The organism is Undibacterium sp. Ji49W (assembly GCF_049340205.1).
GTDB lineage: Bacteria > Pseudomonadota > Gammaproteobacteria > Burkholderiales > Burkholderiaceae_D > Undibacterium.
In genome coordinates, this window is the sequence record NZ_JBMPOW010000002.1 from 215,515 (window position 1) to 240,030 (window position 24,516).

At 52.0% G+C, this 24,516-nt stretch carries 20 protein-coding genes; 4 read left to right on the plus strand and 16 right to left on the minus strand.

The genetic code is table 11. From position 1 onward, the window contains the following. Nucleotides 1-72: 72 nt before the first annotated feature. The 9 genes from ACO0LK_RS03435 to ACO0LK_RS03475 all read right to left on the minus strand — a co-directional run bounded on the left by ACO0LK_RS03435 (nt 73) and on the right by ACO0LK_RS03475 (nt 11,502). Nucleotides 73-525, minus strand: a complete 453-nt coding sequence (locus ACO0LK_RS03435; protein WP_422972183.1) for a hemerythrin domain-containing protein — start codon at nt 523-525, stop codon at nt 73-75. Between the two features lie 16 nt (nt 526-541). Next, the gene (locus ACO0LK_RS03440) at nt 542-1,288 is read right to left on the minus strand and encodes a peptidylprolyl isomerase (RefSeq protein ID WP_422972186.1); all 747 of its coding nucleotides are present in this window, start codon (nt 1,286-1,288) and stop codon (nt 542-544) included. A 144-nt stretch (nt 1,289-1,432) separates the two neighbouring features. Beyond that, nucleotides 1,433-2,116, minus strand: coding sequence for a respiratory nitrate reductase subunit gamma (gene narI, locus ACO0LK_RS03445; protein WP_422972188.1), 684 nt, complete (start codon nt 2,114-2,116; stop codon nt 1,433-1,435). Nucleotides 2,117-2,130: 14 nt separating this feature from the next. Next, a complete protein-coding gene (gene narJ, locus ACO0LK_RS03450) occupies nt 2,131-2,790 on the minus strand; it encodes a nitrate reductase molybdenum cofactor assembly chaperone (protein ID WP_422972190.1) in 660 nt (219 codons plus the stop codon). A 52-nt stretch (nt 2,791-2,842) separates the two neighbouring features. Beyond that, the gene (gene narH, locus ACO0LK_RS03455) at nt 2,843-4,396 is read right to left on the minus strand and encodes a nitrate reductase subunit beta (protein ID WP_422972192.1); all 1,554 of its coding nucleotides are present in this window, start codon (nt 4,394-4,396) and stop codon (nt 2,843-2,845) included. Further along, on the minus strand, nt 4,393-8,121 hold the full coding sequence (locus ACO0LK_RS03460; RefSeq protein WP_422972194.1) for a nitrate reductase subunit alpha: 3,729 nt from the start codon (nt 8,119-8,121) through the stop codon (nt 4,393-4,395). The genes narH and ACO0LK_RS03460 overlap by 4 nt, the downstream gene beginning before the upstream one ends. A 257-nt stretch (nt 8,122-8,378) precedes the next feature. Next, a complete protein-coding gene (locus ACO0LK_RS03465) occupies nt 8,379-9,764 on the minus strand; it encodes a NarK family nitrate/nitrite MFS transporter (protein ID WP_422972196.1) in 1,386 nt (461 codons plus the stop codon). An 81-nt stretch (nt 9,765-9,845) separates the two neighbouring features. Continuing rightward, a complete protein-coding gene (locus ACO0LK_RS03470; RefSeq protein ID WP_422972198.1) occupies nt 9,846-11,090 on the minus strand; it encodes an MFS transporter in 1,245 nt (414 codons plus the stop codon). Between the two features lie 148 nt (nt 11,091-11,238). Further along, entirely contained in the window at nt 11,239-11,502 is a 264-nt protein-coding gene (locus tag ACO0LK_RS03475; RefSeq protein ID WP_422972200.1) for a hypothetical protein, read from the minus strand. A gap of 296 nt (nt 11,503-11,798) precedes the next feature. Between ACO0LK_RS03475 and ACO0LK_RS03480 the strand changes: the two genes are divergently transcribed. Continuing rightward, nucleotides 11,799-12,782: a hypothetical protein gene (locus ACO0LK_RS03480; RefSeq protein WP_422972202.1), complete on the plus strand. Its 984-nt coding sequence runs from the start codon at nt 11,799-11,801 to the stop codon at nt 12,780-12,782. Between the two features lie 90 nt (nt 12,783-12,872). Here ACO0LK_RS03480 and ACO0LK_RS03485 read toward each other — a convergent pair whose 3' ends face one another. The 3 genes from ACO0LK_RS03485 to ACO0LK_RS03495 form a co-directional block, all read right to left on the minus strand. Beyond that, a complete protein-coding gene (locus ACO0LK_RS03485) occupies nt 12,873-13,637 on the minus strand; it encodes a substrate-binding periplasmic protein (RefSeq protein WP_422972204.1) in 765 nt (254 codons plus the stop codon). Between the two features lie 171 nt (nt 13,638-13,808). After that, entirely contained in the window at nt 13,809-14,720 is a 912-nt protein-coding gene (locus tag ACO0LK_RS03490; protein ID WP_422972206.1) for a PhaM family polyhydroxyalkanoate granule multifunctional regulatory protein, read from the minus strand. A 57-nt stretch (nt 14,721-14,777) separates the two neighbouring features. Continuing rightward, nucleotides 14,778-16,076 (minus strand): branched-chain amino acid ABC transporter substrate-binding protein, encoded by a 1,299-nt coding sequence (locus tag ACO0LK_RS03495; protein ID WP_422972208.1) that lies wholly within the window; start codon nt 16,074-16,076, stop codon nt 14,778-14,780. 162 nt (nt 16,077-16,238) lie between these two features. Here ACO0LK_RS03495 and ACO0LK_RS03500 point away from each other — a divergent pair, with 162 nt between their 5' ends. Together ACO0LK_RS03500 and ACO0LK_RS03505 are read left to right on the plus strand one after the other, a co-directional pair. Continuing rightward, nucleotides 16,239-17,399 (plus strand): DUF3108 domain-containing protein, encoded by a 1,161-nt coding sequence (locus ACO0LK_RS03500; RefSeq protein ID WP_422972210.1) that lies wholly within the window; start codon nt 16,239-16,241, stop codon nt 17,397-17,399. A 2-nt stretch (nt 17,400-17,401) separates the two neighbouring features. Next, nucleotides 17,402-18,157, plus strand: a complete 756-nt coding sequence (locus ACO0LK_RS03505; RefSeq protein WP_422972212.1) for a DUF3108 domain-containing protein — start codon at nt 17,402-17,404, stop codon at nt 18,155-18,157. Between the two features lie 16 nt (nt 18,158-18,173). Here the strand turns inward: ACO0LK_RS03505 and ACO0LK_RS03510 are convergent, their stop codons facing one another. The 3 genes from ACO0LK_RS03510 to queC all read right to left on the minus strand — a co-directional run bounded on the left by ACO0LK_RS03510 (nt 18,174) and on the right by queC (nt 21,218). Continuing rightward, the gene (locus tag ACO0LK_RS03510; protein ID WP_422972214.1) at nt 18,174-19,610 is read right to left on the minus strand and encodes a protein kinase domain-containing protein; all 1,437 of its coding nucleotides are present in this window, start codon (nt 19,608-19,610) and stop codon (nt 18,174-18,176) included. 48 nt (nt 19,611-19,658) lie between these two features. Continuing rightward, complete coding sequence (locus tag ACO0LK_RS03515; RefSeq protein ID WP_422972216.1) at nt 19,659-20,402, minus strand: metallophosphoesterase family protein; 744 nt, start codon at nt 20,400-20,402, stop codon at nt 19,659-19,661. Between the two features lie 84 nt (nt 20,403-20,486). Next, on the minus strand, nt 20,487-21,218 hold the full coding sequence (gene queC, locus ACO0LK_RS03520) for a 7-cyano-7-deazaguanine synthase QueC (RefSeq protein WP_422972218.1): 732 nt from the start codon (nt 21,216-21,218) through the stop codon (nt 20,487-20,489). Between the two features lie 182 nt (nt 21,219-21,400). Here queC and ACO0LK_RS03525 point away from each other — a divergent pair, with 182 nt between their 5' ends. Next, complete coding sequence (locus tag ACO0LK_RS03525; protein WP_422972220.1) at nt 21,401-22,684, plus strand: lipopolysaccharide biosynthesis protein; 1,284 nt, start codon at nt 21,401-21,403, stop codon at nt 22,682-22,684. Here ACO0LK_RS03525 and ACO0LK_RS03530 read toward each other — a convergent pair. Then, on the minus strand, nt 22,653-24,506 hold the full coding sequence (locus ACO0LK_RS03530) for an alpha/beta fold hydrolase (protein ID WP_422972222.1): 1,854 nt from the start codon (nt 24,504-24,506) through the stop codon (nt 22,653-22,655). The genes ACO0LK_RS03525 and ACO0LK_RS03530 overlap by 32 nt on opposite strands. Nucleotides 24,507-24,516: the final 10 nt, after the last annotated feature.

A 24,516-nucleotide genomic window follows, 5' to 3' on the forward strand; every position in this document is an offset into this window, starting at 1 on the left:
ACATGCATCAGGTTCTTGAGCTCATCGGAGCAAATGGATCGAACGGAGAAAACGGAGAAAACGGCCCCATCCTTAACCGCAAGAACAGGCACCACAACAGGTACTACCCATACCCAGAACTGCTTCCAGATTGGGAATACTGCCGCCACACATGGGATACAGAATATTCTCTTCCTTGACATTATGTTGCTGTATCAGGACGTTGAGTGTATCGAGCGTAGCCAGTGCCTGCCCGGCCTGTCCGGCTGCCATGGCAGCGTTTGCTTCATCCCGCAAGCTGCGGATTTCGGCATGTTCGGCACGCATGACAACAGTAGGGCCGTGCAGCATACCTGTTGCTTTTTCCAAGGCTGGAAAAAGTTTGTCTTCTTCCAAGGCAAAATGACTATCCAGTTGTTCACTGAATAAACGGAAATTCCGTTGCGCTGCTGCCATATCTCCCTTGTGTAAAGCAGCTTCACAGCGATTCAACTGTTCATCACATTCTGTATGCTGAAGTACGAGTTTTTGCATAGCCTGCGACATGATTTTACTTTCTTGATTATTGAACCAGCGGCGTATCTGCGCCTTGTATATCGATGCCAGAAATCTTTGCACGCCCCACCAGCAATTGCAGATACTGGCGCAAGGCATGATCGTGGCTAGCCTGATGCATGGCCTTGGCGATATTGTTTTCTATATCGTCAAAAGGCAGTAAATTTCCATCCATCTTGCGCCCCACCAAGATGATGTGCAGGCCAAAGCGTGTTTCAACCAGCTTGGGAATGATGCCCCCAGGCGCTGCCGCAAATACGGCTTGCTCAAACTCTGGCACTGTTGCACCGCGTGTTATTTGCCCCAGGCTGCCACCCACTTCACTGGACGGGCAATTTGAATTTGCTTTCGCACATTCAGCAAACAAAGATGGATTTTCCAGCAAATCTGCCAGCACCACGGAAGCATGTTTGCGTAAGGCATCCAGATCGACACCCGCGGTTACCTGAAACAGAATGTGGCTGGCTTCTGCCAATTCACCGACCTTGAAGCGGTCAGGATAGGCTTGATATTGACGCAGGCATTCGTCACGTCCTGGTGTTGGCACCTTGACTTCTTGTTGTAGCAAAGCCTCGACCCGAGCATCTTCATCTTCCTGCTGCAAGCCCAGATACTGTGCCTCATCCAGCAAGACACGGCGCAGCACCAGGGCGGTCATGGCACTTTTCATTGCATCTGCTGCATCCTGATGCGCCGGCAATTCCCGCTCCATATCGGCGTCTGTCAGTTCGTAATCATTGACAATGACTGGCATGTTGTTCTCCCTTACTTAACTCAACTTACGTTATCAGGACTTACGCAAAATCGTCCCAGCAAGGCGCGGCGACGAAGACAGTACTTTAGTACGGCAAGGAGCTGCAACGCAGCTGGGGCGGTTTTGCGTAAGTCCTATGAAAAATCAGCGTGGCCTTACCAACTGCCATGCACGGCTGATATACGTCACTGAAGCAAAGCCACTCCAGACATGCACCAGGCGAGTGAAGGGGAAGATCACAAACAGACTCAGACCCATGAATAAATGCAGCTTGAACAACAAGGGAGCGACGACAATGAACTCAGCAGCATCCCCTTTGAAAGTAACGATGTGCTGCGCCCAGGTCATCAGCAACACCATCATGTGGCCATCGCTATGATTTGCCGATTCGAATATCGTCGACAGGCCCAGACCCAGTGTGATGAATATCCATAACAGCAAAACTTTATCTCCCGTTTTTGTCACTGCCGAGATACGTGCATCGGTAAGACGACGGTGCAACAGAATCAGCAAGCCCAGCATGCACAGCGTGCCAAAGATACCGCCAGCAACCATGGCGATCATTTGCTTGAAGCTATGGCTGATACCCACCGTGTCCCACACGATGACCGGGGTCAGTAAGCCGACCAGATGGCCAAAGAACAGACCCAAAATCCCCACGTGAAACAGGATATTACCCAGCCGCAGATTACCTGCATGCAGCATCTGTGAAGAGTCACTCTTCCAGGTATATTGTTCACGCTCAAAACGCGCCAGGCTGCCGAATAGAAAAATGGCCAGCGCGATGTAGGGATAAATCCCATAAATGAATTGATGCAGATAAGTCATGATGGTCTCCCTGATTATTGGGCTGCAACAGCGCCTTGCTTAGGCTGTCTGGGATAAAAATTCACTGGATGCGTGCCTGACAAATTGGGCTTCAATAAAGGTTCAACCCCATCCGCACCAGGACCAAAAGTTTCCATTGCGTCATCCATATCGCGCACTGGGGGCTCGCCCTGCTCATGTGGCACCACATCAGTCAAGGTTGTCAGCAACAAAAACAGATTGGCGTAGGGGCTGTCCTTGCGTTGCAGGCGCATGCCTATCGCTGCCAGCACATGAATGGCTTCACCGAGCAATTTCTCTGAGGTAGCTTCATCCATCAGACTCAGGAATTCCAGGAACAGCGGAACAAAATCCGGCAATTCGCTGGCCTCTGGCTCAAAGCCATGGGTGCGGTATTCTTCTATCAAATCAACCATAGCCTGCCCACGATCGCGGCTTTCGCCATGGATATGCTCAAACAGATGCAGGGACAGAGAATGCGTGCGGTCAAACGTGCTTACATAATTTTCTTGCAGCGCAATCAGGCTGTTTGATTTCAGATAGCTCAAGATGGCTTGCAGTGCATCAAGAAATTCTGGTTCATCTTTCAGCGCCTGCTCAATCTCTGGCAAGGCGGCGATAAGGTCCGGCTGCGGGTAGCTCATCAATGCCGATAAAATTCGATAAATTTGCATACGATTTCCTTTTTTGCGTCAGTACCAGGCGCTTTTTCTGCGCCAAGACAAATTATTCGGTGGTCGACATTTTTTTGCGCGACTTGGGCATTTCCACAAAAATAACGCTGCCTTGTGGTTTCTTACCAAACAAGGCACCATCCGAGGTACCACCCGAACAACCATTGCCAAAAGTAAATCCGCAACTGCCTTTTTCATTGAAGCTGTCTTCTACCATTTCCTTGTGTGAAGACGGAATCACGAAACGATCTTCGTAATTGGCAATCGCCAGGGTCTGGTACATGTCTTCCACTTGCGCGGCATTCAATCCGACCTGTTTCAATACCTCATGATCAAGCTGTCCATGCACAGTTTCAGAGCGTTTGTAGGCACGCATGGCCAGCATGCGTTCCAGGGCATCGGTTATCGGTTCTTCCTTGCCTGCTGTCAGCAAATTGGCCAGGTAACGGACAGGAATACGCAAAGACTTCACATCAGGAATAATGCCGTTCATACCCATATGTCCTGCTTCTGCCGCTTTTTGGATAGGAGACAGAGGCGGTACATACCAGACCATAGGTAAAGTGCGGTATTCTGGATGGAGAGGGAAAGCAATCTTCCATTCCATCGCCATTTTGTAGACAGGCGACTTTTGAGCCGACTGTATCCAGCTTTCAGGTATCCCGTGCTTGCGCGCTTCGGCAATCACTGCCGGATCATGCGGGTCCAGGAAGCAACCGAGTTGTGCCTCATACAAATCCTTTTCATCCGGTACCGATGCGGCTGCTTCAATTTTGTCAGCGTCATACAGCAATACACCCAGATAGCGAATGCGGCCTACACAGGTTTCAGAACAGACAGTAGGCTGACCAGCTTCTATGCGTGGATAGCAGAAAGTGCATTTTTCAGCCTTGCCCGAACTCCAGTTGTAATAAATCTTTTTGTACGGGCAACCAGAAATACACATGCGCCAGCCACGGCATTTGTCCTGATCCACCAGCACGATGCCGTCGTCTTCGCGTTTGTAGATGGAACCTGATGGGCAGGAAGCAACGCAAGCCGGATTCAGGCAGTGTTCACACAAACGTGGCAAATACATCATGAAGGTGGATTCGAAGGTGCTGTACATCTCTTTTTGCACACCTTCAAACAAGGCATCTTTACTGCGCGCGCTGAACTCGCCGCCCAGATCATCTTCCCAGTTCGGACCCCAGACTATCTTGTCCATTTTCTTGCCAGTCAGCACGGATATAGGACGTGCTGTTGGCGGTGTCTGCATCAGGGGCGCATTTTGCAGATGTTCATAATCAAATGTGAATGGCTCGTAATAATCATCAATCGAAGGCAAGTTCGGATTGGCGAAGATATTGGCGAGTATGCGCAGCTTGCCTCCCTGTTTTGGTTCCAGCTTGCCGGCTTCATTGCGGTGCCAGCCACCTTTCCATTTCTTCTGGTTTTCCCATTCCTTGGGATAGCCTATACCTGGCTTGGTTTCGACGTTATTGAACCAGGCGTATTCAACGCCGTCACGACTGGTCCAGACATTTTTGCAAGTGACTGAGCATGTATGGCAACCGATACACTTGTCCAGATTCAGTACCATGCCGACTTGTGCACGAATTCTCATGATGCTGACTCCTCTTCCAGTTTGCCTTCCAGCCAATCTACTTTTTTCATTTTTCTCATGACAATGAACTCATCCCTGTTACTGCCGACGGTACCGTAATAATTAAAGCCATAAGCGAGTTGTGCATAGCCACCTATCATGTGGGTAGGCTTCAAGACTGCACGCGTGACCGAGTTATGGATGCCACCACGTTTGCCACTGAGTTCCGCGCCCGGAGTGTTGATGATCTTTTCCTGAGCGTGATACATCAGACACATGCCCTTTGGCACACGCTGGCTGACCACAACACGGGCAGTCAAAGTACCATTGCTGTTAAAGACTTCAACCCAGTCGTTATCCACCAGACCTGCTTCTTTTGCTTCGCCTTCGGATATCCACACGTGTGGGCCACCACGGCTCAAGGTCAGCATGCGCAGATTGTCTGAATAGGTGGAATGGATACCCCATTTCTGATGCGGCGTGATGAAATTGAGAACAATTTCTTTTTCACCATTTGGTGATCTGTTCAGCATCGGTGCCACGGTTTTTGTGTCGATGGCCGGTTTGTAGACACACAGACCTTCGCCGAAATCCAGCATCCAGCGGTGATCCTGATAGAACTGCTGGCGACCTGTCAGTGTGCGCCATGGAATGTATTCATGCACATTGGTGTAACCGGCGTTGTAACTGACTTCTTCGGATTCCAGACCAGACCAGGTTGGTGCTGAAATGATCTTGCGTGGTTGTGCCTGCACATCGCGGAAGCGGATCTTGTCATGTTCACGACCAACTGCCAGATGGGTATGATCCCGACCAGTAATCTTGCCCAGCGCTTCCCATGCCTTGACTGATACATGGCCATTGGTTTCCGGTGCGAAGGTGAGTATCATTTCGCAGGCATCAATGGCACTTTCCAGACGTGGGCGACCTTTGCTGATACCTTCTTCAGTCACGACCCTGGTAATGCCACCGATTTCCTTGACTTCATGTTCAGTGTTCCAGTTGATGCCTTTACCGCCATTGCCCAGTTTGTCGAGCAGGGGTCCAATGGAAGTAAACTTCTTGTAGATATCTTTATAGTTGCGTTCTACGACAAAGAAATTAGGTGCAGTCTTGCCAGGTATCAGGTCACATTCACCTTTTTTCCAGTCTTTGGGTTCGAAAGCCTGACCAAGTTCACCCGGAGTATCGTGCATCAACGGTTGCAATACGATGTCACTACGGGTGCCAAGATAGTCACCGCCAATTTCGGTAAATTTTTTGGCAATACCTTTATAGATTTCCCAGTCCGTTTTACTTTCCCACAGCGGTTGTACCGCTTCACTCAATGGGTGAATGAAGGGATGCATGTCCGACGTATTGAGGTCATCCTTTTCATACCATGTCGCAGTCGGCAAGACGATGTCGCCATACAGGCAAGTGGTACTCATGCGAAAATCCAGCACCACCAGCAGATCCAGCTTGCCTTCTGCTGCCACTGGGCGGTATTTGACTTCAGACGGTTTGACTGCCTCATCAGGGTCATCAAACAAGGCATTTTGTGTACCCAGCAAATATTTAAGGAAATACTCATGCCCTTTGCCTGAACTGCCCAGGATGTTCGAACGCCAGACAAACATATTACGCGGGAAATTTTTAGGATTATCCGGATCATCACAACTCATGTTGACCGTGCCTGATTTCAGGCTGTTTTTCAGATAATCTTGTGGTGTCAGGCCGGCTGCCGCTGCCGCATCACAGACATCCAGCGGATTGGTTTCCAGCTGCGGAGCCGATGGTAACCAACCCAGGCGTTCAGACTTGGCATTCATGTCTATCATGCTCATGTGGCTGATTTTTGACTTGTCTGCGGTCGGTGCAAGTATCTCATCCATCGCCAGTTTTTCATGACGCCACTGACTGGTATGTGCGTAGAAAAAGCTGGTGCCATTCATCTGGCGTGCAGGGCGCACCCAGTCACTGGCAAAAGCCAGTGGTGCCCAGCCAAACTGTGGGCGCAGTTTTTCCTGCCCAACATAGTGCGCCCAGCCACCACCGGATTTACCTATGCAACCGCACATCATCAGCATATTGATGATGCCGCGATAAATCATGTCGTTGTGGTACCAGTGATTTAATGCTGCACCGACGATGACCATGCTCTTGCCTTCGGTATCATGGGCATTTTGCGCAAATTCGCGCGCTACCTGGATGACCAGATCACGTTTGACGCTGGTATGTTTTTCTTGCCAGGCCGGTGTGTAGGGAACATCATCGTCATACGATGATGCAACCGCACCACCCAGGCCCTGATCAACACCGTAGTTCGCCATCGACAAATCATATACAGTCGCCACCAGGGCAACGCTGCCATCGGCCAAAGTGACGCGTTTTGCTGGCAAATGACGCAACAACATATCATTGGCGTCGTTACCACCGAAGTAATTGAAACCAACCGTGACTACTTCGTCATGCTTGCCGATTAAGCTCAGTTGCGGGTCAATTGCGCGACCAGAGTTACCGTCTTTGGCTTCCAGATTCCAGCGGCCAACTTTGGCACCTTCATCGAATTGCCCTTCGCCCCAACGATAGCCGATAGAGCCATTGGGCGATACGATATCGCCCGTGATTTCATCGATAGCCAGGGTCTTCCAGTCTGGATTATTGGCTTCGTTCAGATTGCCTGGCAATTGCGAAGCACGCAGCATTTGATCCGGTACATAGCTGCCATTACGTTCTACCAGACGCACCAGCATGGGCATATCGGTATATTGTTTGACATAGCTGCGGAAGTAGGCAGACTTGTTACCGAGATGGAATTCCTTCAGTATCACATGGCCCATGGCCATGGCGAGTGCGGCGTCTGTACCCTGTTTGGGTGCCATCCAGATATCACCAAACTTGACCATCTCACCAAAGTCCGATGACACAGCTACGGTCTTGGTACCTTTGTAGCGCACCTCGGTATAGAAGTGGGCATCCGGTGTCCGTGTCTGCGGTACATTCGATCCCCATACCATGAGGTAAGTCGAGTTATACCAGTCAGCGGACTCAGGTACGTCAGTTTGCTCACCCCAGACTTGCGGGCTGGCTGGCGGCAAATCACAATACCAGTCATAGAAGGACAGCGGTACGCCACCGATCAGACTCAGGTAACGTGAACCGGCAGCATAAGACACCATGGACATTGCCGGAATAGGCGAAAAACCAACTACGCGGTCCGGACCAAATTTTTTGATGGTGTAGGCATTCGACGCGGCGATGATTTCTTGCGCCGTGTCCCAGTCAGCACGGACAAAGCCACCAAGGCCACGTACCGACTTGTAGCGTTTGGCTTTTTCAGGATTCTGGCTGATGGCTTCCCACGCCTCTATTGGAGCCATGGTCTTACGGGCTTCTTGCCACATTTCCATCAGGCGGCCGCGTATCATCGGATATTTGACGCGCTGGGCGGAATATACATACCAGCTGTAAGACGCACCGCGCGGGCAACCGCGTGGTTCATGATTTGGCAAATCAGGACGGGTACGGGGATAATCGGTTTGCTGTGTTTCCCAGGTAATCAAACCATTCTTGACATACACTTTCCAGGAACACGAACCAGTGCAATTAACACCATGGGTAGAGCGCACAATCTTGTCGTGCTGCCAGCGGCTGCGATAGCCATTTTCCCATTTGCGGTCTTCTTCGACCACGGCACCATGACCATCGGAGAAGGTAGACTTCACCCGCGACATGAACTTCAATCTATCCAGAAAATGACTCATCGTAAACTCCATATCAGGTGGGTGACGTACCCACATTTTCTTTAATGCATACTGAGAGTGTAGGGAATCAAAGCTGTCCCGCCCATTCTTCGGTGCGGTGTATTTTGTTGCGCATTCGCACTAGTCCGTCTAGTCCTTTAGAACTACGTAAGCTCTAGAACTCATTTCATAATTAGGGGTGAGTGCGAGAAAACTTGCAAAAAAACAGCCTGTGGATACACAGGCTGTTTTTAAGGATATTTCTGTTAATCGAAAATCTAGCAAGGCATCTCTGCGCCTTTGCGTGAGTAATACCACCAGGTGATGACCATGCAACTGACGTAAAAGGCAATGAACACATACAACGCCATATCAGGTGCACCCGTCATTTTGATCGAGGTACCAAAACTTTGCGGGATAAAGAAACCACCGTAAGCACCGATGGCGCCAGAGAAGCCGAGCACGGCGGCGGATTCTTTGGCGGCATCCAGTCTGGCCTGTTTCAAGGCAGTTTCTCCCTTACCCTTTGCTGCGCGTTCACGGTCAAGCTGAAAAATGATAGGTATCATGCAAAAGGTCGAACCGTTTCCCAAACCAGTCAATATGAACATGACTATGAAGGACACCAGAAACACCATGAACTGATGCTCGTGCAAAGCTGGCAAAATACCTGCAACAATAGTGATAGCCATGGCGACGAATACCCAGAATGTCAATCTGGCACCACCAATTTTGTCAGAGATCATGCCACCAATCGGCCTGGCCAAGGCGCCAGCCAAAGGCCCGAGAAAGGCAAATTTAGCGACATCAATTTCAGGAAACTGTGCCTTGATCAGCATCGCAAACCCGGCAGAAAAACCAATGAAAGAACCAAAGGTGCCGATATACAACCAGCACATCAGCCAATTGTGCTTGCGCTTGAATATTACCGCCTGATCAGCAAAAGAAGCTTTGGCCGAGGCGATATCATTCATGCCAAACCATGCCATCAGGGTAGCGACAACGATAAACGGCACCCAGATAAATCCGGCATTCGCCAGCCAGAACATATTGTCTGCCCCGGTTTTGGCGTTATGAAACAGGAAACCGTCGCCGGATATACTGGCACCAAACATGGCAGAAGAAATCACCAGCGGGGTCACAAACTGCACCACAGAAACACCCAGATTGCCGATGCCAGCGTTCATGCCTGTTGCATAACCTTTGCGTGATTTCGGAAAAAAGAAACTGATATTCGCCATGCTGGAACTAAAATTGCCACCACCCAGACCACACAGCAACGCCAGTATCAATAAAGTCGAATAACTGGTAGTTGGATCTTGCAGGGCGAAGCCCATACCGATAGCAGGAATCAGCAAACTTGCAGTGGAAATCGCGGTCCACTTGCGCCCCCCGAATACGGGCACCAGGAAAGAATAAAAAATCCGCAAGGTCGCGCCTGACAAAGCTGGCAAGGCTGTCAGAAAGAACAGTTGATCCTTGCTGAAATGAAACCCCGCCTTGTCCAGATTAGCAGCGACCACACTCCATAACATCCATACTGTAAATGCCAGCATCAGGCTGGGAATGGATATCCATAAATTTCTATTGGCAATCGAGCTGCCTTCTTTGCGCCAGAACTCCAGATTCTCTGGCTCCCACCGGTTTAATACATGACTCATCATATGCTCCTGGTTTTCAAATCACTTGTAATTTCAATTTTCTGTTTAGGACTTACGCAGCTGGGGCGATTTTTCGTAAGTCCTTCAGGCTGGCAAAGCGGCCTGGGCTGCTAACATGCCCTCCCTGCGGAATTGGAAATGCATCCATACCAGCGATACGCAGACCGTGCCGTACAACAGCATGAAACAGGAACTGCGCACGCCGGTAATGTCGACAATGACACCGAACAAGACTGGCAAGATAAAGCCGCCAAGACCGCCAGCCAATCCAACTACGCCGGACACAGCACCAATATTGCTGCTGTAATCATCCGAGATAAATTTGAAGACAGATGCCTTGCCCACTGCCATGGCAATACCAACGACAAACAGGATGGTAGTGAACAGGATTGGGGTCAGACCGATATGAAATGCCTGCATGCCGTTGATGGTTTTGATCGTAAAATCAGTTTGTGGATAGGACAGCAAAAAGAAGGCGACCCAGCATACCCACATGACCCACCATGTCACTTTGTAGGCACCAAATTTATCGGACAGCCAGCCACCAAAGGCACGCAGGACACCGCCAGGTAAAGAGAAGCAGGCTGCCAGCAAGGCGGCGCTCTTGATATCAAAACCATATTCAGTCACGTAGTACTTGACCATCCACAAGCTCAAGCCAACATAGCCACCGAATACAACGGAGTAATACTGGCAATAGCGCCAGACTTTGGGGTCTTTCAGCATCTTGAGCTGGGCCAAAAAGCTGATGTTTGATTTGACGTTATGGCTGGGATCCGTTGCGGAAAACACCCAGAATATCAAGGCAGCAGCCAGCATCATGACGGCATATACCTTGGGGACCAGGGTCCAGCCTGCTGCTGCGATCAGTGCCGGGGCAATGAATTTATTCACGGCTGCACCAGAGTTACCAGCGCCAAATATACCCATGGCAAGGCCCTGCCGCTCTTTCTTGAACCAGCGTGCGACGTATGGGGTACCAACAGAAAAAGAACCGCCAGCCAGGCCAACAAACAAGCCCAATACCAGGAAATGCCAGTAAGCCGTTGCATAGCTGATCAGATAAATCGGTATGACAGTAAACAGCATCAGCAAGAACAGGACTATGCGACCACCAAAACGGTCCGTCCAGATACCAAGTGGCACGCGTATCAGTGAACCGGTCAGCACGGGCATTGCCGTCAGCAGACCAAATTCCGTTTCATTGAGATGTAATGCCGCCTTGATCGGGATACCAATCACGCCAAACATCATCCAGATGGTGAAACATACAGTGAACGCCAGCGTGCTGGAACCCAGCACCGAATAGGCTTTGCCCTGACTAGCCATGACAGCTCCTTTTGCTTTTATAGGTGCTATCAGCTTAAGAACTACAGGCTTATTTAGAAATTCCTCTGTCGGTGCTTATTCAAGAGGCAAAAGGAGAGGGCTTATGGCCGAAAGAACTAGTTCTTTCTGTGTTCTGCAAAAGAACGATCTATAAAAAATCCAATGCATGCTGCTCTATTGCATCCTGTAAAGAATCAAACCATGCACTGTCAGTTGGAGAAGTTTCAATAAATAATTCAACAAACTGTCTTTCAAGCTCATTTGAAAGTTGGCTTTTAAAGGGCAATCGAAAGAAATCTGCACTTTGGACAGCAAATTTTTGACTCTGCAAATTATGCAGGCAAGAATATCTGACTGCCGATACATCGCCCGGACGCCTCCAGACTCTTATCTCTGTAAATAATTCATTCATGGTCTACCCTTGTTTAGTGCCAGAAATCGAAGAATCGATTCTAACTGGCCGGCAAGATTGCCAAGATATTTAAGTTTTGAAGCACAACAGAGCCGGTATCAAAGTCAAACAGTCAGCACAAGTCCACTTACACTTTGTTGCGCATTAATATAAAACACACAATTAATTGATTGACATGGTTTTTACGGTCATGCACCATCATCCGGCTTAATGTAGTAATTGTGCTCTGTCTTCATGCCTGGGGTATGTGGGTATGCGGCTTTGTTCATCCACCCTATTCAACTTCATTTGCTTACATGAAAAAATCAACTATCTCTGGTGCTGTTCGTTTGTTGTCAGCAAGTCTGGCACTGTCTTGTCTGGCAGCACCCGTGCTGGCGGCGGACTATAGTCCTTATCCCAAGGCCGGTATTTATGATGCCAGCGATAAGGGTTTTGAGCGTGTGCTGACGGTAAAACCTGACGGCAAATTCACGCTGGAAGTTTCTGAGAAAGGCAAGGCGGGCAATTTGCGCAGCGGGTCCGGTGAAGGTAAATTATCTGATGCGCCTGGCGGCTGGAACTTTAGCGAGGGACGTTGCACAATGACCTTGAAACGCGCTGCCGGTGGCATGCAATTGCATGTAGAGGCATGTGCAGGTTCCTGGGGCGATGTTCCCTTTGATGGTAAATATGCTTACCAGGGCGAGGAAGTTGCTGCCGCTCCTGCCAAACCAGCATTAGTTGCTGCGGCGCCCAAAGTAGCTGCGCCAGCTCCTGCTACAAGCACTATGCCCGCCCCTGCTGCTGAGCCCGCTGGAGCGGCCACCACGGCCACCATGCCCACCAACACGATGTCACTGTCGCGCAAGGAATGGAAAGATAAATGGGGCAGCGTTACGGCCGAATTCATCACTGGCCACTTTGTGCAGGTATTGGCACAACGGTCCAGTGACAACCCGACAGGACCAGGACTTGATCATTATTCAAATGCCGCAGTTATTGTCGATACCATTAACGACTATGAAAAGGCTAGTGCCGCAGAGATGGCAAAACCGCCTTTGAGACAGTACGTACTTCCTTTGCCGGTTGTCACAGCCAAAGAAGGCGTGAAATTTGAAACTGAATGCAGTTACGGCAAATCTGCCATGGCCTTTGTAATCAGTGTCGACAGCTATGGAAAAGGGAATATTCTCAACCGCAAGCGTGTCAGTGGCTGGATGCTGGATAGCAAGTTGCAACTGACCGAAGTCAAGCCCGCCAGCAAGGTCAAATGCCCGCAAACAAGCGCTTTCTATTGAAGAGCCCTTGCAAGCATCATAAAATTTGAATTGGACACCTGCGGGGGTGTCCTTTCATGACAATGCGCCATTCTTGTAGAACTCCGAGCCTTATCTGTATCTGGCTTCGATCGCAGCTACCGTGCCATCCTGTTCCATGGCTTTCAACATGCGGTTGAGTTGATTGACCTTGCTCTGCGACATGCTGACGTGGCATGCCAGATACATTTCTACCTGATGAAAATCGAACAGGGGAATAATGTCATCACTGAGTTTTTGTTCCTTCAGTATGGCAAGGCCAAGCAGTCGGCCAGTTGCCCAGAAATCAAAACGTTCATACAGCAGCTTGCGCGGATTATCAGAATCCACATTTGCCAGCTCGGACCGGAAGCCTTTCAACGCCAAAAAATCACCGACAGCCGCCTTGCGATACGCACCGATGACATAGGGCTTCAACTGTTCCAGCGATGTCGGGCGACGGCTGTCATCTGCGCGGGCAAAGATGGTCCAGATATTTTTCCTGATCAGCGGACCTATCCATTTGAATCTGGATTCACGCTCTGCTGTCCTGGTGGTGGAGAAAATGCAGGTGTTGGGGTCACTACGGGCCATTTGCAGGGCGCGCGACCATGGGTAGGCACTGACGGTATAGGCCGTGTCGGAACGGCGCATGATTTCAAGCACCTTGTCGGTGGATATACCTGTCACCTCACCGGTGGCGGGTTTGACGAAGTTATAGGGAGGATAATGCTCGGTCACCAGGTTCAATACCGGGCCGGACGTTTGGCCCTCGGGAGTAGCGGGTTGCGACAGCACCGGATAAGAAATCACTGCACCTGCCAACCAGACCAACCCAGCCAATAATCCACCACGCATGCCTTCCCCCGCTTACCTCATCGCATCGAATCACATCGAATCGCATCGAATCGCATCGAATCGCATCGAATCGCATCGAATCGCATCTCATTTGAGTATCATCTATGTCCGCGCGACAATTTGTCGCGCATCAGGTCAGCATAGTATCTATCCACCATGTCGGCTTTATGACTACTTGCCTGACTTTGCCGGACCTGTTTTGCTGGCGGTCTTGCCGGTCGACTTGCTTGCAACGCCGGGCTTTGTAGTAGGCTTGGCAGGCTTGGCGGACTTGGCAACGGCTTTGATCACGGCCTTGCCCGCACTTTTTGCCTTGCTGGCGGGAGCTGCCTTGCTTGCCCTGGTTGCTGTCGTCGCCGTTTTTTCTTTAGTCGTCTTGCCTGCTGAGCGGGGTTTGCTTACAGTTGCAGCCGGGGGAGCCGCATCTGCCTTGATATCTGTTGGTTCGCCTTCCAGAGCCTTGCTGACCGCTTGCTTGAACTGTTCCTGCAACAAGCCCCACCATGCAGCGGGATTGGCGAACTGGGCGCTGGCGTCAGACTGAGTAACTTTCTTGTCGGCGGCGTGTTCCAGTTTTTCTTCGGGTTCTGCTTCCTGACGGGCCGCTGTAGTTACTGTTTCTGGCGGCATGTCGTCTACTTCTTCATCGGCTTCTTCATCCAGATCTGGCTCCGGTTCTTTGGCAGCGGCCGGATGCATGGGCCAGTCGGCATTGCTGGTGCTGGCTGTCGTTGGTGCAGGGGGATTACCGGCAGCACTGAAACTTGCCGTCGCCTGCTCGGCCATGGCACCGGTCTGTTGTGCATGCTGGGCGAAACTTTCACCCAAAGACTGTAAGGCTGCAATGGTGGCACGTTGTACTTCCAGCGTCTGTATGGTCCCGCGCAGCATATTCATGTTGACGGTGAGCCAGGATTCGACGGTCTTCAGATCCTGGATTTTTTTATCCAGTTCATCCAGTGACATGGGCGGTGCCACCATACCCGGCACCTGCATGCTGCCCCAGAGTCTTTTTACAAAAGAAAGCGTATCGCCCATGGCATTCATGCCGGGGATTTCAGTACCAGAAAATGGATTACTCATGGGTTTCTTCCTTTGGTTTTTCCAGCAGCTACATCCAGCAGCCACAAATAGGGATACTTACATCCTGGTCATCTTGCATGAGGTCGGCAGCGCCGTCAATCGCGCATCGAAATAACGCTCGGTCTTGAAGCCGTAACCACTGCCTTCATTATCAAAGCGCACGCCACTTTCCCCCTTTTTTTGCATGACGGAGACATACAGAGGCTGTATCAGTTGGTGGTCTTCGGCACGCATGAGTGCATTGTGAAACGCATTCTTGTACTGTGCGCCTTCCATGGCACGGGCAACGGCAGCCGCTTCGGTAGATCTGGCTTTTTCTATGGCAGAGGCCAGCATCTCTATCATGACCTGCATGCGCAGATGTACATAATCGTCGCGGGGATCAGGATAACGCTGGCGGAACTGGCTGTAAAACGCATCGCTGTCCGCGCCACCGGCATTCGGATGCCATTCGGCAACCGCCCTGACCTGGCCTATGCCTGCATCGGCAATGGCGGCGGGTGCGCCCAGGCCATTGCCGTAAAAGGTATAAAACTTCAGCGCCATGCCGGCGTCTTTGGCGGCTTTTACCAGCAGGCTGAGATCATTGCCCCAGTTGCCGGTGATCACCGCATCGGCACCACTGGCTTTGATCTTGGCGACATAGGGGGCGAAGTCCTTGATCTTGCCTATGGGGTGCAGGTCATCGCCGACGATGCTGATATCCGGGCGTTTTTCCGCCAGCATGGTGCGCGCCGACCTGGCAACCTGGCGTCCAAAGCTGTAATCCTGGCCTATCAGATAGATTTTCTTTGCGCGGTTGTCGTCCTTGATGACTTCGGTCAACACATGCATGCGCATATCGGCACTGGCATCAAAACGAAAATGCCAGTAACTGCATTTTTCATTGGTCAATATCGGGTCTACCGCTGAATAATTAAAAAACAATACACGGTTATCCGGCGTGCGCTGATTATGCTTATTGATGGCATCCACCAGCGCCAGCGCAACGGCTGAGCTATTCCCTTGCACCACAAAAGGAATATGCTGATCGGTCAGATGTTTGAGTGCAGTCAGGGATTCTTCCACGCCCTGTTTATTGTCAAAACTGCTCAATACCAGTTTGTGCTGACCATCGGGCAGGCGCACGCCACCACGGGCGTTCACGCGGTCTATGGCGATTTGCAGATTTCTTTGCACGGCTTCACCGGCATTGCTAAATGCACCACTGAGGCCATCGATCATGCCTATGCGTACAGGCGGCAAGACTTTGGCACCGCCATTTGCCTGCGGTGTTTGTGCTGCCGCCAAATTTGTGCTCAACAACAGGGCCGCAAACATGGCTAGCCTGGAATATGATTTCTTTAGTATTAACATTCAAATTTCCTTACAGAATACGCGCACATCACTATGCATGAGAAAATGTGACGCATTCTGCACAACGCGATTCATTGTTTCTTGCAATAAAGATAGCATTCTACCCCCTTGCTGGCGTAGCCCGGTCATCCTTATGCTGACTGCTGCGTTTACTATTTTGTGATGAGCCAAACTTTTAAACCTGTCAACTATAGCTTGCCCAGTTCGCTGCTAAGCCGACAGAGCCTGGCATTTTGTGCCCTGGCCCTGCTGCTGCACCTGCTCGTGCTGTTTAATCTGAACAGCACGCCAGTGGCTGTCAAACCCCTGCTGGCTGAACAAATGGTGCGGGTACAGTTGCGTGAGCGTGTCGCTGCGACGCCCGCGCAGGCACAAGCACAGGCACAGACAAATCCCGCAGTTTCAATGAAAAAGACCAGACCGGCATCAACCACCGCTGTCACGCGCACCACGCCAGACAGACAGATACAGGACGAACCGGCACCTATCCTGCCTGAGGTAATGGAAAAAATCCGTGTGCCCGTACCGGATACGGCAACGCTGCTGGCAGCCAATACACCAACTATCGAAGTCGCCAGGGAAACCCCTCCAGCTCCGGCCCCCTCCCCCACTCCGCCAACGGTAGAAGCTGAACCGGCCTATGCAGTGCGTCCACCACCGTCTGGTGCCATCCTGATGCGTATCGTGCGGACGGAAAATAATCGCCACCCCGTGAATGGTCAGGGTGAAATACACTGGGATTTCGAAAATGGGCTATACAAAATGCGGGTAGAAGCATCGCTGAACCTGCTGATTACTTCACTGAATTTGTATACCCTGCGCAGCGAAGGCAAACAGGACAGCTATGGTATCGCCCCAACGCTCAGTACCGAAACCAGACGCAGCCGCAGTGAAACGGCGACCCATTTCAATCAGGATGAACGTACTGTCAGTTTTTCTTCATCGAATAGAACCAGCATCGTCAACCAGGGCGTACAGGACAAGGCCAGTGTCATGATGCAGTTGGCTGGCATCGCCTATGCCGATCCGGACAAGTTTCAGGCTGGCAGGGAAATCAAACTGCAAGTTGCGGAAGACCGGGATGTCAGCAATTTCGTCTTCGTCATTACCGGGCAGGAAGAAATTGATACCCCCATGGGCAAAATCATGACCTGGCATGTGAACCGCCCGCCACGGCCAGGTTCTTACAATTCCAGGCTGGAAATCTGGCTGGCACCAGCCTATAACTGGTATCCGGTACAGATACGCAATACGGAAAGCAATGGCGCCATCACTACCCAGACGGCCAACAAGATAATCAGCAGTAAAAACATAGAAAGATGACCATGCGTGCAATCTCCCTCCTGATAAGCATTCTGTTGCTGGCAACAGCCAGCCTGAGCAATGCTGCCCAGAGCACACAAAGTAATGAAGCGGCGGTAAAACATGCCTATAAACTGCCGCCACCGGCAGAACTGCAATACAGCATCAAGGCGCGCCAGAGTGGCCTGTCACTCAGCGGTTCGGCATCGGTCAAATGGCAGTACGCTGACCAGAAATACAGTATCGTGACTGAAACCCGCGCCATGCTGGTTGGCAAGATACTCGATGCCAGCAGCCAGGGTGCAATCGACGACTACGGCCTGGCACCGGATAAATTTGTCGAAAAACGCTTTGGCAAACCCGCTACCACGACCAGCTTTGAGCGTGACAGCAAGACCCTGCGTTTTACTGCGTCCACTGAAACTTATACCCTCAAAGGTGGCGAGCAGGACCGCACCAGCGCCAGTTGGCAGTTGATCTCTATCGCCCGCGCAGCAGGGGATAATTTCAAGGCTGGCACGGAATGGAAAATGTTCGTTGCAGGCAGGCGTGATGCCGACCCATGGACCTTCAAGGTCATAGGCCCGGCCACCATCAAGACCCCGATGGGCGAACTGGCTGTCATCCACGTCACCAAGGCTCCACCGGCTGACTCCAAAGACCAGCAGCTTGAATTATGGCTGGCACCTGGCATGGAATGGTATCCGGTACGTTTGAAGTTCAGCGATGCTGACGGTGATTTTGTCGATCAGGTTCTGGAAAGCGTAAAGAAGAACTAAGCCTCACATCAGCATTTCATTTGTCTTGCGCCTTGACGACGGTGACCGTGCATTCAGCTTCGGCCACCACCTGTGCCGATACACTGCCCAGATAGCGGCGCAAGGCCGAACTGCCGCGTGAACCGATGATGACATGGTCGACCCGATTACTGTGTGCATAATCCACAATGGCAGCCGCCGGGTCTGGTGCTTCCAGTACATGGAAGGTGATTTTATCGGGGTTCAGATTCAGTGGCCGGGCCCAGTGCTTCAGGTCCACCAGCTGTTTCACATGGATGTTTTCACCCTGCTGTATCAGGCTGTCGTCCATCCCTATGCGGCTGGTCTTGCGTATCGTCAGGCAAGCCAGGCGCGCGCCCGGCTCGGTCTGTAACATGCGACGGGTGATACTGCGCAGGCTTTCTGCCAATGCTTCCGAACCGCGATTCAAATCCAGTGCCACCACAATAATCGGGGCCTTGGCCAATTGTTCCGACACGCTGTGGGTGGGCAAAGGCTCGGCACCGGCCACCTGAAAACGTCGTTTCAACACCGACAGATACCCATCCTGGCTTTGCTTTTCTGCGCGGCCTGTCAGTTGTATCTGGTCTGGATGCTGCAATAAAAAAGCCAGTTGGGCCGCCGTATCAAAACGGTTCTGCGCCTCCACTTCCAGACAGCGCAAGATCACTTCCTGCAACCACAAGGGCAGATCTGGCCTATGGCTGCGTGGTGGAATGGGATCACGATACAAACGTTTTTTCAAGCCGGCGACCGAGGTCGGATGACCAAAGGGCCTTTCCCCGGTTGCCAGGTGATACAGCAACACACCCAGCGAAAACAAATCACTGCGCGGCTCATTGCGTATCCCTACAACTTGCTCGGGCGAGATATACGGGCCGGTGCCGAGCGGCAGGCGGAATTCTTCATCCAGCAAATCTGGCAGGCGATCATGGCGTGACAGGCCAAAGTCGATCAGCACGGCAGTACCATCCGGGCGGAACATGATGTTGCTGGGTTTGATATCAAGATGGATCACATGCTGCCTGTGCAGGTCTTGCAGGGCATGGGCAACCCTGATGCCGATATCCACCACTTCGTCGACTGGCAAGGGAGCCTGTTCGAAACGGCTGCGTAAAGAGGTACCGGCAATCTGTTCCATGACAATATACGGCTGGGCATCAAAATCACCTGCCGCAAAATAGCGCGGCACATGCGGCCCCTTGAGCTTGGGCATGATCATCTGCTCGACTTCAAAGGCGACAATCGCAGTCGGGTCTTCACTGGAATACAGCAGGGGCACCTTCATGATCAACGGAAATGGCTGATCGGTATCCAGCGTTGCCGGATGCCGGTCGCGCAGATCGCTGACACGCCACAATGCGGCCATGCCGCCGGTGTGCAGTTTTTCTTCGAGACGATAGCCGTCAAACTCCATACCGGCCTGCAAGGCGTGTGGACTGCCTGGACTCATCGTGCCTGCTCTTGTTTGCGGATGATATGCATGCTGGCCCTGTGCGTCCTAATTGCCGTTGATCAGCCGATGGCCAAGCGCAGGCGGCAAACCGGCACTGATGATTTTCTGGCAGGCTGTTTCCGCATCATAGGGAATGCGGTAATACGTCAGTTCCTGCGTATCGGTGTCAAAGGTCGCATAACAGGCGGCAGGATTGCCATCGCGTGGCTGCCCGGCAGAACCGGGAATCACCAGCCAGCGCCGCTGTTTGCTCAGTGGGATGCCCTCTTCCGGCGTCGGCAAAAATTCACCGGTCTTGCCGGTAAGGCTAAGGTGAAACAGCGTAGGCATGTGGACATGCCCGCAAAAAGTGATGCTGGCCCTGGTCGCATGCATGCTGCGGGTAGCCTCCATGACGCCATCGATATATTCCCACTTTTCCGGTGCCCAGGCATTGGCATGCACGAACAGGATATCTTCCCATTCAATACGGTAAGGCAAATGGGCGATGAATTCCATCTGATCAGGGCGTAATTGCTCCTTCGTCCAGTCCACCACCTTGCGCGCAGTTGGATTCATGCCTTGCTTGTCGCCTGGCAACAGGGCAGCATCATGATTGCCTATCAGCGCCCAGCCGCCCTGCCGCACATAGTCCATGACGGTATCAAGCACCCAGACCGGGTCGGCACCGTAGCCAACCAGATCGCCCAGGAAGGCATAACGACCAGCCTTTAGCTGCCGGGCATGCGCAAGGCAAGCCTCTACGGCTTCACGATTGGCGTGCAGGTCAGTCAGGATGGCTATCAGCATGGGGGTTCATTCATTGAATCAATAGCTTCATTGTAGGCCCACTGGCTAACTTCAGGCTTACAAATCCATTTTTACTAAAGAAAATCAATTCTTACCCATGTCAAACTCGCCTGCACGGTACTTTTCATAGCCGCGTGCGCGCAAAGCACAGGCCGGGCAGGTGCCACAACCATGTCCCCAGGGGTGCATGTCACCACGCTGCCCCAGGTAACAGGTATGCGTATCTTCACGTATCAGATCGACCAGGGCGGTGCCACCGAGTTGCTCTGCCAGTTGCCAGGTCTGGGCCTTGTTGATCCACATCAGTGGGGTTTCCAGTTTAAGACGGGTATTCATGCCGAGGTTGAGCGCGACCTGCAAGGCCTTCATGGTATCGTCACGGCAATCTGGGTAGCCCGAAAAATCAGTCTCGCACATGCCGCCGACCAGCACATTCAGGCCGCGCCGGTAAGCCAGGGTGGCAGCGGTTAGCATGAACATCAGGTTACGGCCCGGCACAAAGGTATTCGGCAAGCCGTTTTCCTGCATTTCTATGGCGATGTCTTCTGTCATGGCCGTGTGCGACAGTTGCGAGATCAAGCCCAGGTCTATCATGTGATCATCACCCAGGCGATGTTGCCATTCAGGTGAAAAGCGACGCATCTTTTCTATCAGCGTGGGACGCACTGTCAGTTCTATGGCGTGTCGCTGGCCATAATCAAAGCCTATGGTTTCCACATGCGCATAATGCGATAGTGCCCAGGCCAGGCATGTGGCAGAATCCTGGCCGCCGCTAAACAGAACCAGCGCGCGGTCATTGGTGGTTATTTTGTTCATAATTCATCGAAAAATAAGGTAAAGCCATTGTAAAAGAATGAAACACTTTGTATAACAACAGAGCCTGATGGTAAGGTTCTGCTGAAAAATATAGTAGGCTTATGATGGCTTTTTAAAACCCATGTTATGAGTTCTGACCATCCAATCCGCATAATAAGCCAACGCGCCCCCAGTGCAAGCCCATGAGCTTTTATAAAAAATTTCTGTCTTCTTCCATTTTATCGGTCATCGATCAGGGTATGCTCAGCGCCCTGAATTTTGTCATTGGCATTTTGCTCATGAATCTGGTGACAAAAGACGACTACGGCCTGTATGGTCAATTGTACGCCGGTGGTTTGCTGGTAGGTCTGATCGTGGATTCCTGGATCGCCGGGCCATTGACCACGGTCGCCTCTGCCGTCCACGGCGACACGCGCAAATCCCTGTTGCGCCACTACTGGTACCGGCAAGTCAGCTGGACACTGATGATGGGTGTGATTGCCTTTGTCATCGTCGAATTCTTTCCGGCAGCAACCCACTACAGCAACAAGAGCTGGTTACTGGCCCTCGCTTTTGCCGCCTACCTGTTTGGCAACGGTATACGTGAATATGGACGTACGGTCGGCTTTATCCAGTCGGACATTATCTCTGTACTGAGGCAGGACGTATTGTATGTAAGCCTGGTTGCCGGTGGCCTTGCTGCGCTGTATTTTAGCCACCATTTTGATCTGATCACGGTATTTGGCTTGCTGGCGGGTTCATCGTTTCTGTGTACGCTGGCAAGTCGCCAGCATTTCCTGACGCATACGTCGAGCGATGCCGAAGCCCACGCCAAAGAAGAAATCCAGCAAGCCATGGCTGCCCACCATGAAACCATACGTGGGCACGGGCGCTGGGCGGTATCAGGCGGCATCGTTGGCTGGTTATCGAATTACAGCTATGTCTACCTGTCTGGAGCCTGGCTGGGTGTTGCTGCGATTGCAGATCTGAATGCTTCGCGCCTGATGCTGATGCCCATCCCGCTGGCTGTCGCGGCCTGGTCACGCGTGGCACGCCCGGAAGCCAGTCGCCTGATGGCAGAAAACAACTGGCGCGGCTTGCGCCGGCTGACCCTGTTTTCGATTGCCGGTATAGAACTGGTGGTAGTCGCTTACGTTGCCTTGTTGCTGACGGCACTGCCGTGGCTGGAAGGGCATGTCATCAGCGCAAAATACAGCGGGCTGGACCCCATGGTCATGATGTGGGGTGGCTATTTCGCCATCAATGCCGCACGCTGGGTCGGCACTTCGTGGCTATCCAGTGGTGGCGCTTACAAGGAAATGTTTTTTCTCGGCAGTGTCACGCTGGGACTGGTCTTGCTGATCACCGCCTTCAGCATTCCCAGAATGGGGGCACCCGGCGCTATCCTGGCCCTGATCGTGGTCGAGGTTTTTGAACTGATCGTCGTCTGGCGCTTTATTTTGCCGCGTCTGCAACGGCAGCGTTAAACCGCTTGCTCAGATGCTTGCTGATTAAATCGGCCAGCGCGCCCTGCGCCCAGCGCGGCGTGAAGGTGTGATCTGCCCCGTTGAATATTTCCAGACGTATGCGCTCACTGCGCCCCAGCAGGCTGGCATGCCGGCCCAGCTGTTCTGTCATGACATCCACGGCCGTATCGCTGGCATCATAGATCAGTAAGAGTTCGGTGCCGCGCGCTTCCATATTCCGGAAATTGCGTGCAACCCGCCCCAGGAAGAAATTATTGTGCATCAGATTCACCACCAGCAACTGCCACTTTGTACGCAGGCGTTTGCCTATGCGGCGTAACATATTACCCATGATCTGGCGTAAATCTACCTGCCCTTTACATACCCGTTTCCAGGTATCGGCTTTGGCTATCGCATGCAGGTAATAGTGGCTGGACTTGATGGTGTTTTTACGGCGCGCATCAATGGTATCGCCTTCCTGCCAGCGATAGGTGAGCTGGTTCATCAGCACCAGGCCACTGACCCGCTCGTCATTCAATGCAGCCATATACGACAGGTAAGCGCCCGAACACAGGCCAGCCAGCACAAATGATGGGCTGTGGTATTTGCCCTGCATGAAATACATGGCGCTGCTGACGTCATCGACGCCCGAAGCTGCATGCACATCGTTTTCCCTGTCATCCGGCGTCATTTTGCTATAGCCTATGCCAGACTTGTCAAAGCGCAGTACGTGAAAACCATGGCTGGCCAGAGTACGTGCCAGCGTCACATACAGACGATGATTGCCGACATGATGATTAGCGCCGATATTACACAAAATCACGGTTGGCAAAGCCTTGGGGTCAGCCCCGGCCTGATGGCTGACGATGCCGAACATGCCTTCAAATTCCAGCAATTCTTCTGTAATGACATGGTCATTAAATCCTATGTCAGCAACATCGCGGGTAGGTGGATAAGCACTACTGTCAATACTGACCAGGGGGAAGTAGCGAGCCAGCCAGCTTTGCATGGATTCCCATATCGCCATCGGCACCACGGTGTCATGGGCGTCTTCCGTCATCATCGCGGCATAGCCGGGCACATCGGATAAATACAGGGCATGGTCATGGTGATGCCAGGCATTCGCCAGTTTGGCTTCCTGACCACTGATGTCATCACGCGTCTGGATAAACACGGGCATGGCAGGCACCGGCATCTTCAACAGATCCAGCTTACCCAGGCTAGTGCGGGTGGTGGCGCTGAATTCATAGCCGGTCAGCTCATCATCGGTGACGGTATGCGCTGGATCATGTTGTAAATCATGTTGCGGATGCGGATCGGCATCGGCGGCCAGGCCACTCATATTGCGCAAGACCAGCATTTCACGCGCATAAGCACGGCCAGAAATCACGGGGGCCATCAAAAGCATGGCCCTTGCATCAATGTCCTGCGCCACGCTGGCCGCCAGCAAGCCGCCCAGGCGCAGACCAAACAGCGCGATATACTGCACCCCCGCCATTTGCCGCAATTGCGCCGCAGCCTGGCGAATATTTTCTTGCCACTGGCTGATTCTGTCCGGGGCACCATCAACATCGGCAGCATCACCCGTATTACCGTAATCGAAAAAGAAGACATCAAATCCAGCTCTGGCAAGCTGATTGGCCAGGTGTTTGTAAGCCAGATATGACACCATGTACTCATGACCAAACGGCGGGCACAACACCACACCGCACTGGCGGCTACCACCGGCATCGCGCAATTTTGCCGGATGATACCAGCCCAGCATGGGGCTGGCCTCATCACCAAACCAGGTTGGTTGCGGTGAATACAGAATATCTTTGCTCGGATACAGTTGTGTTGCCAAATCTAGTCCG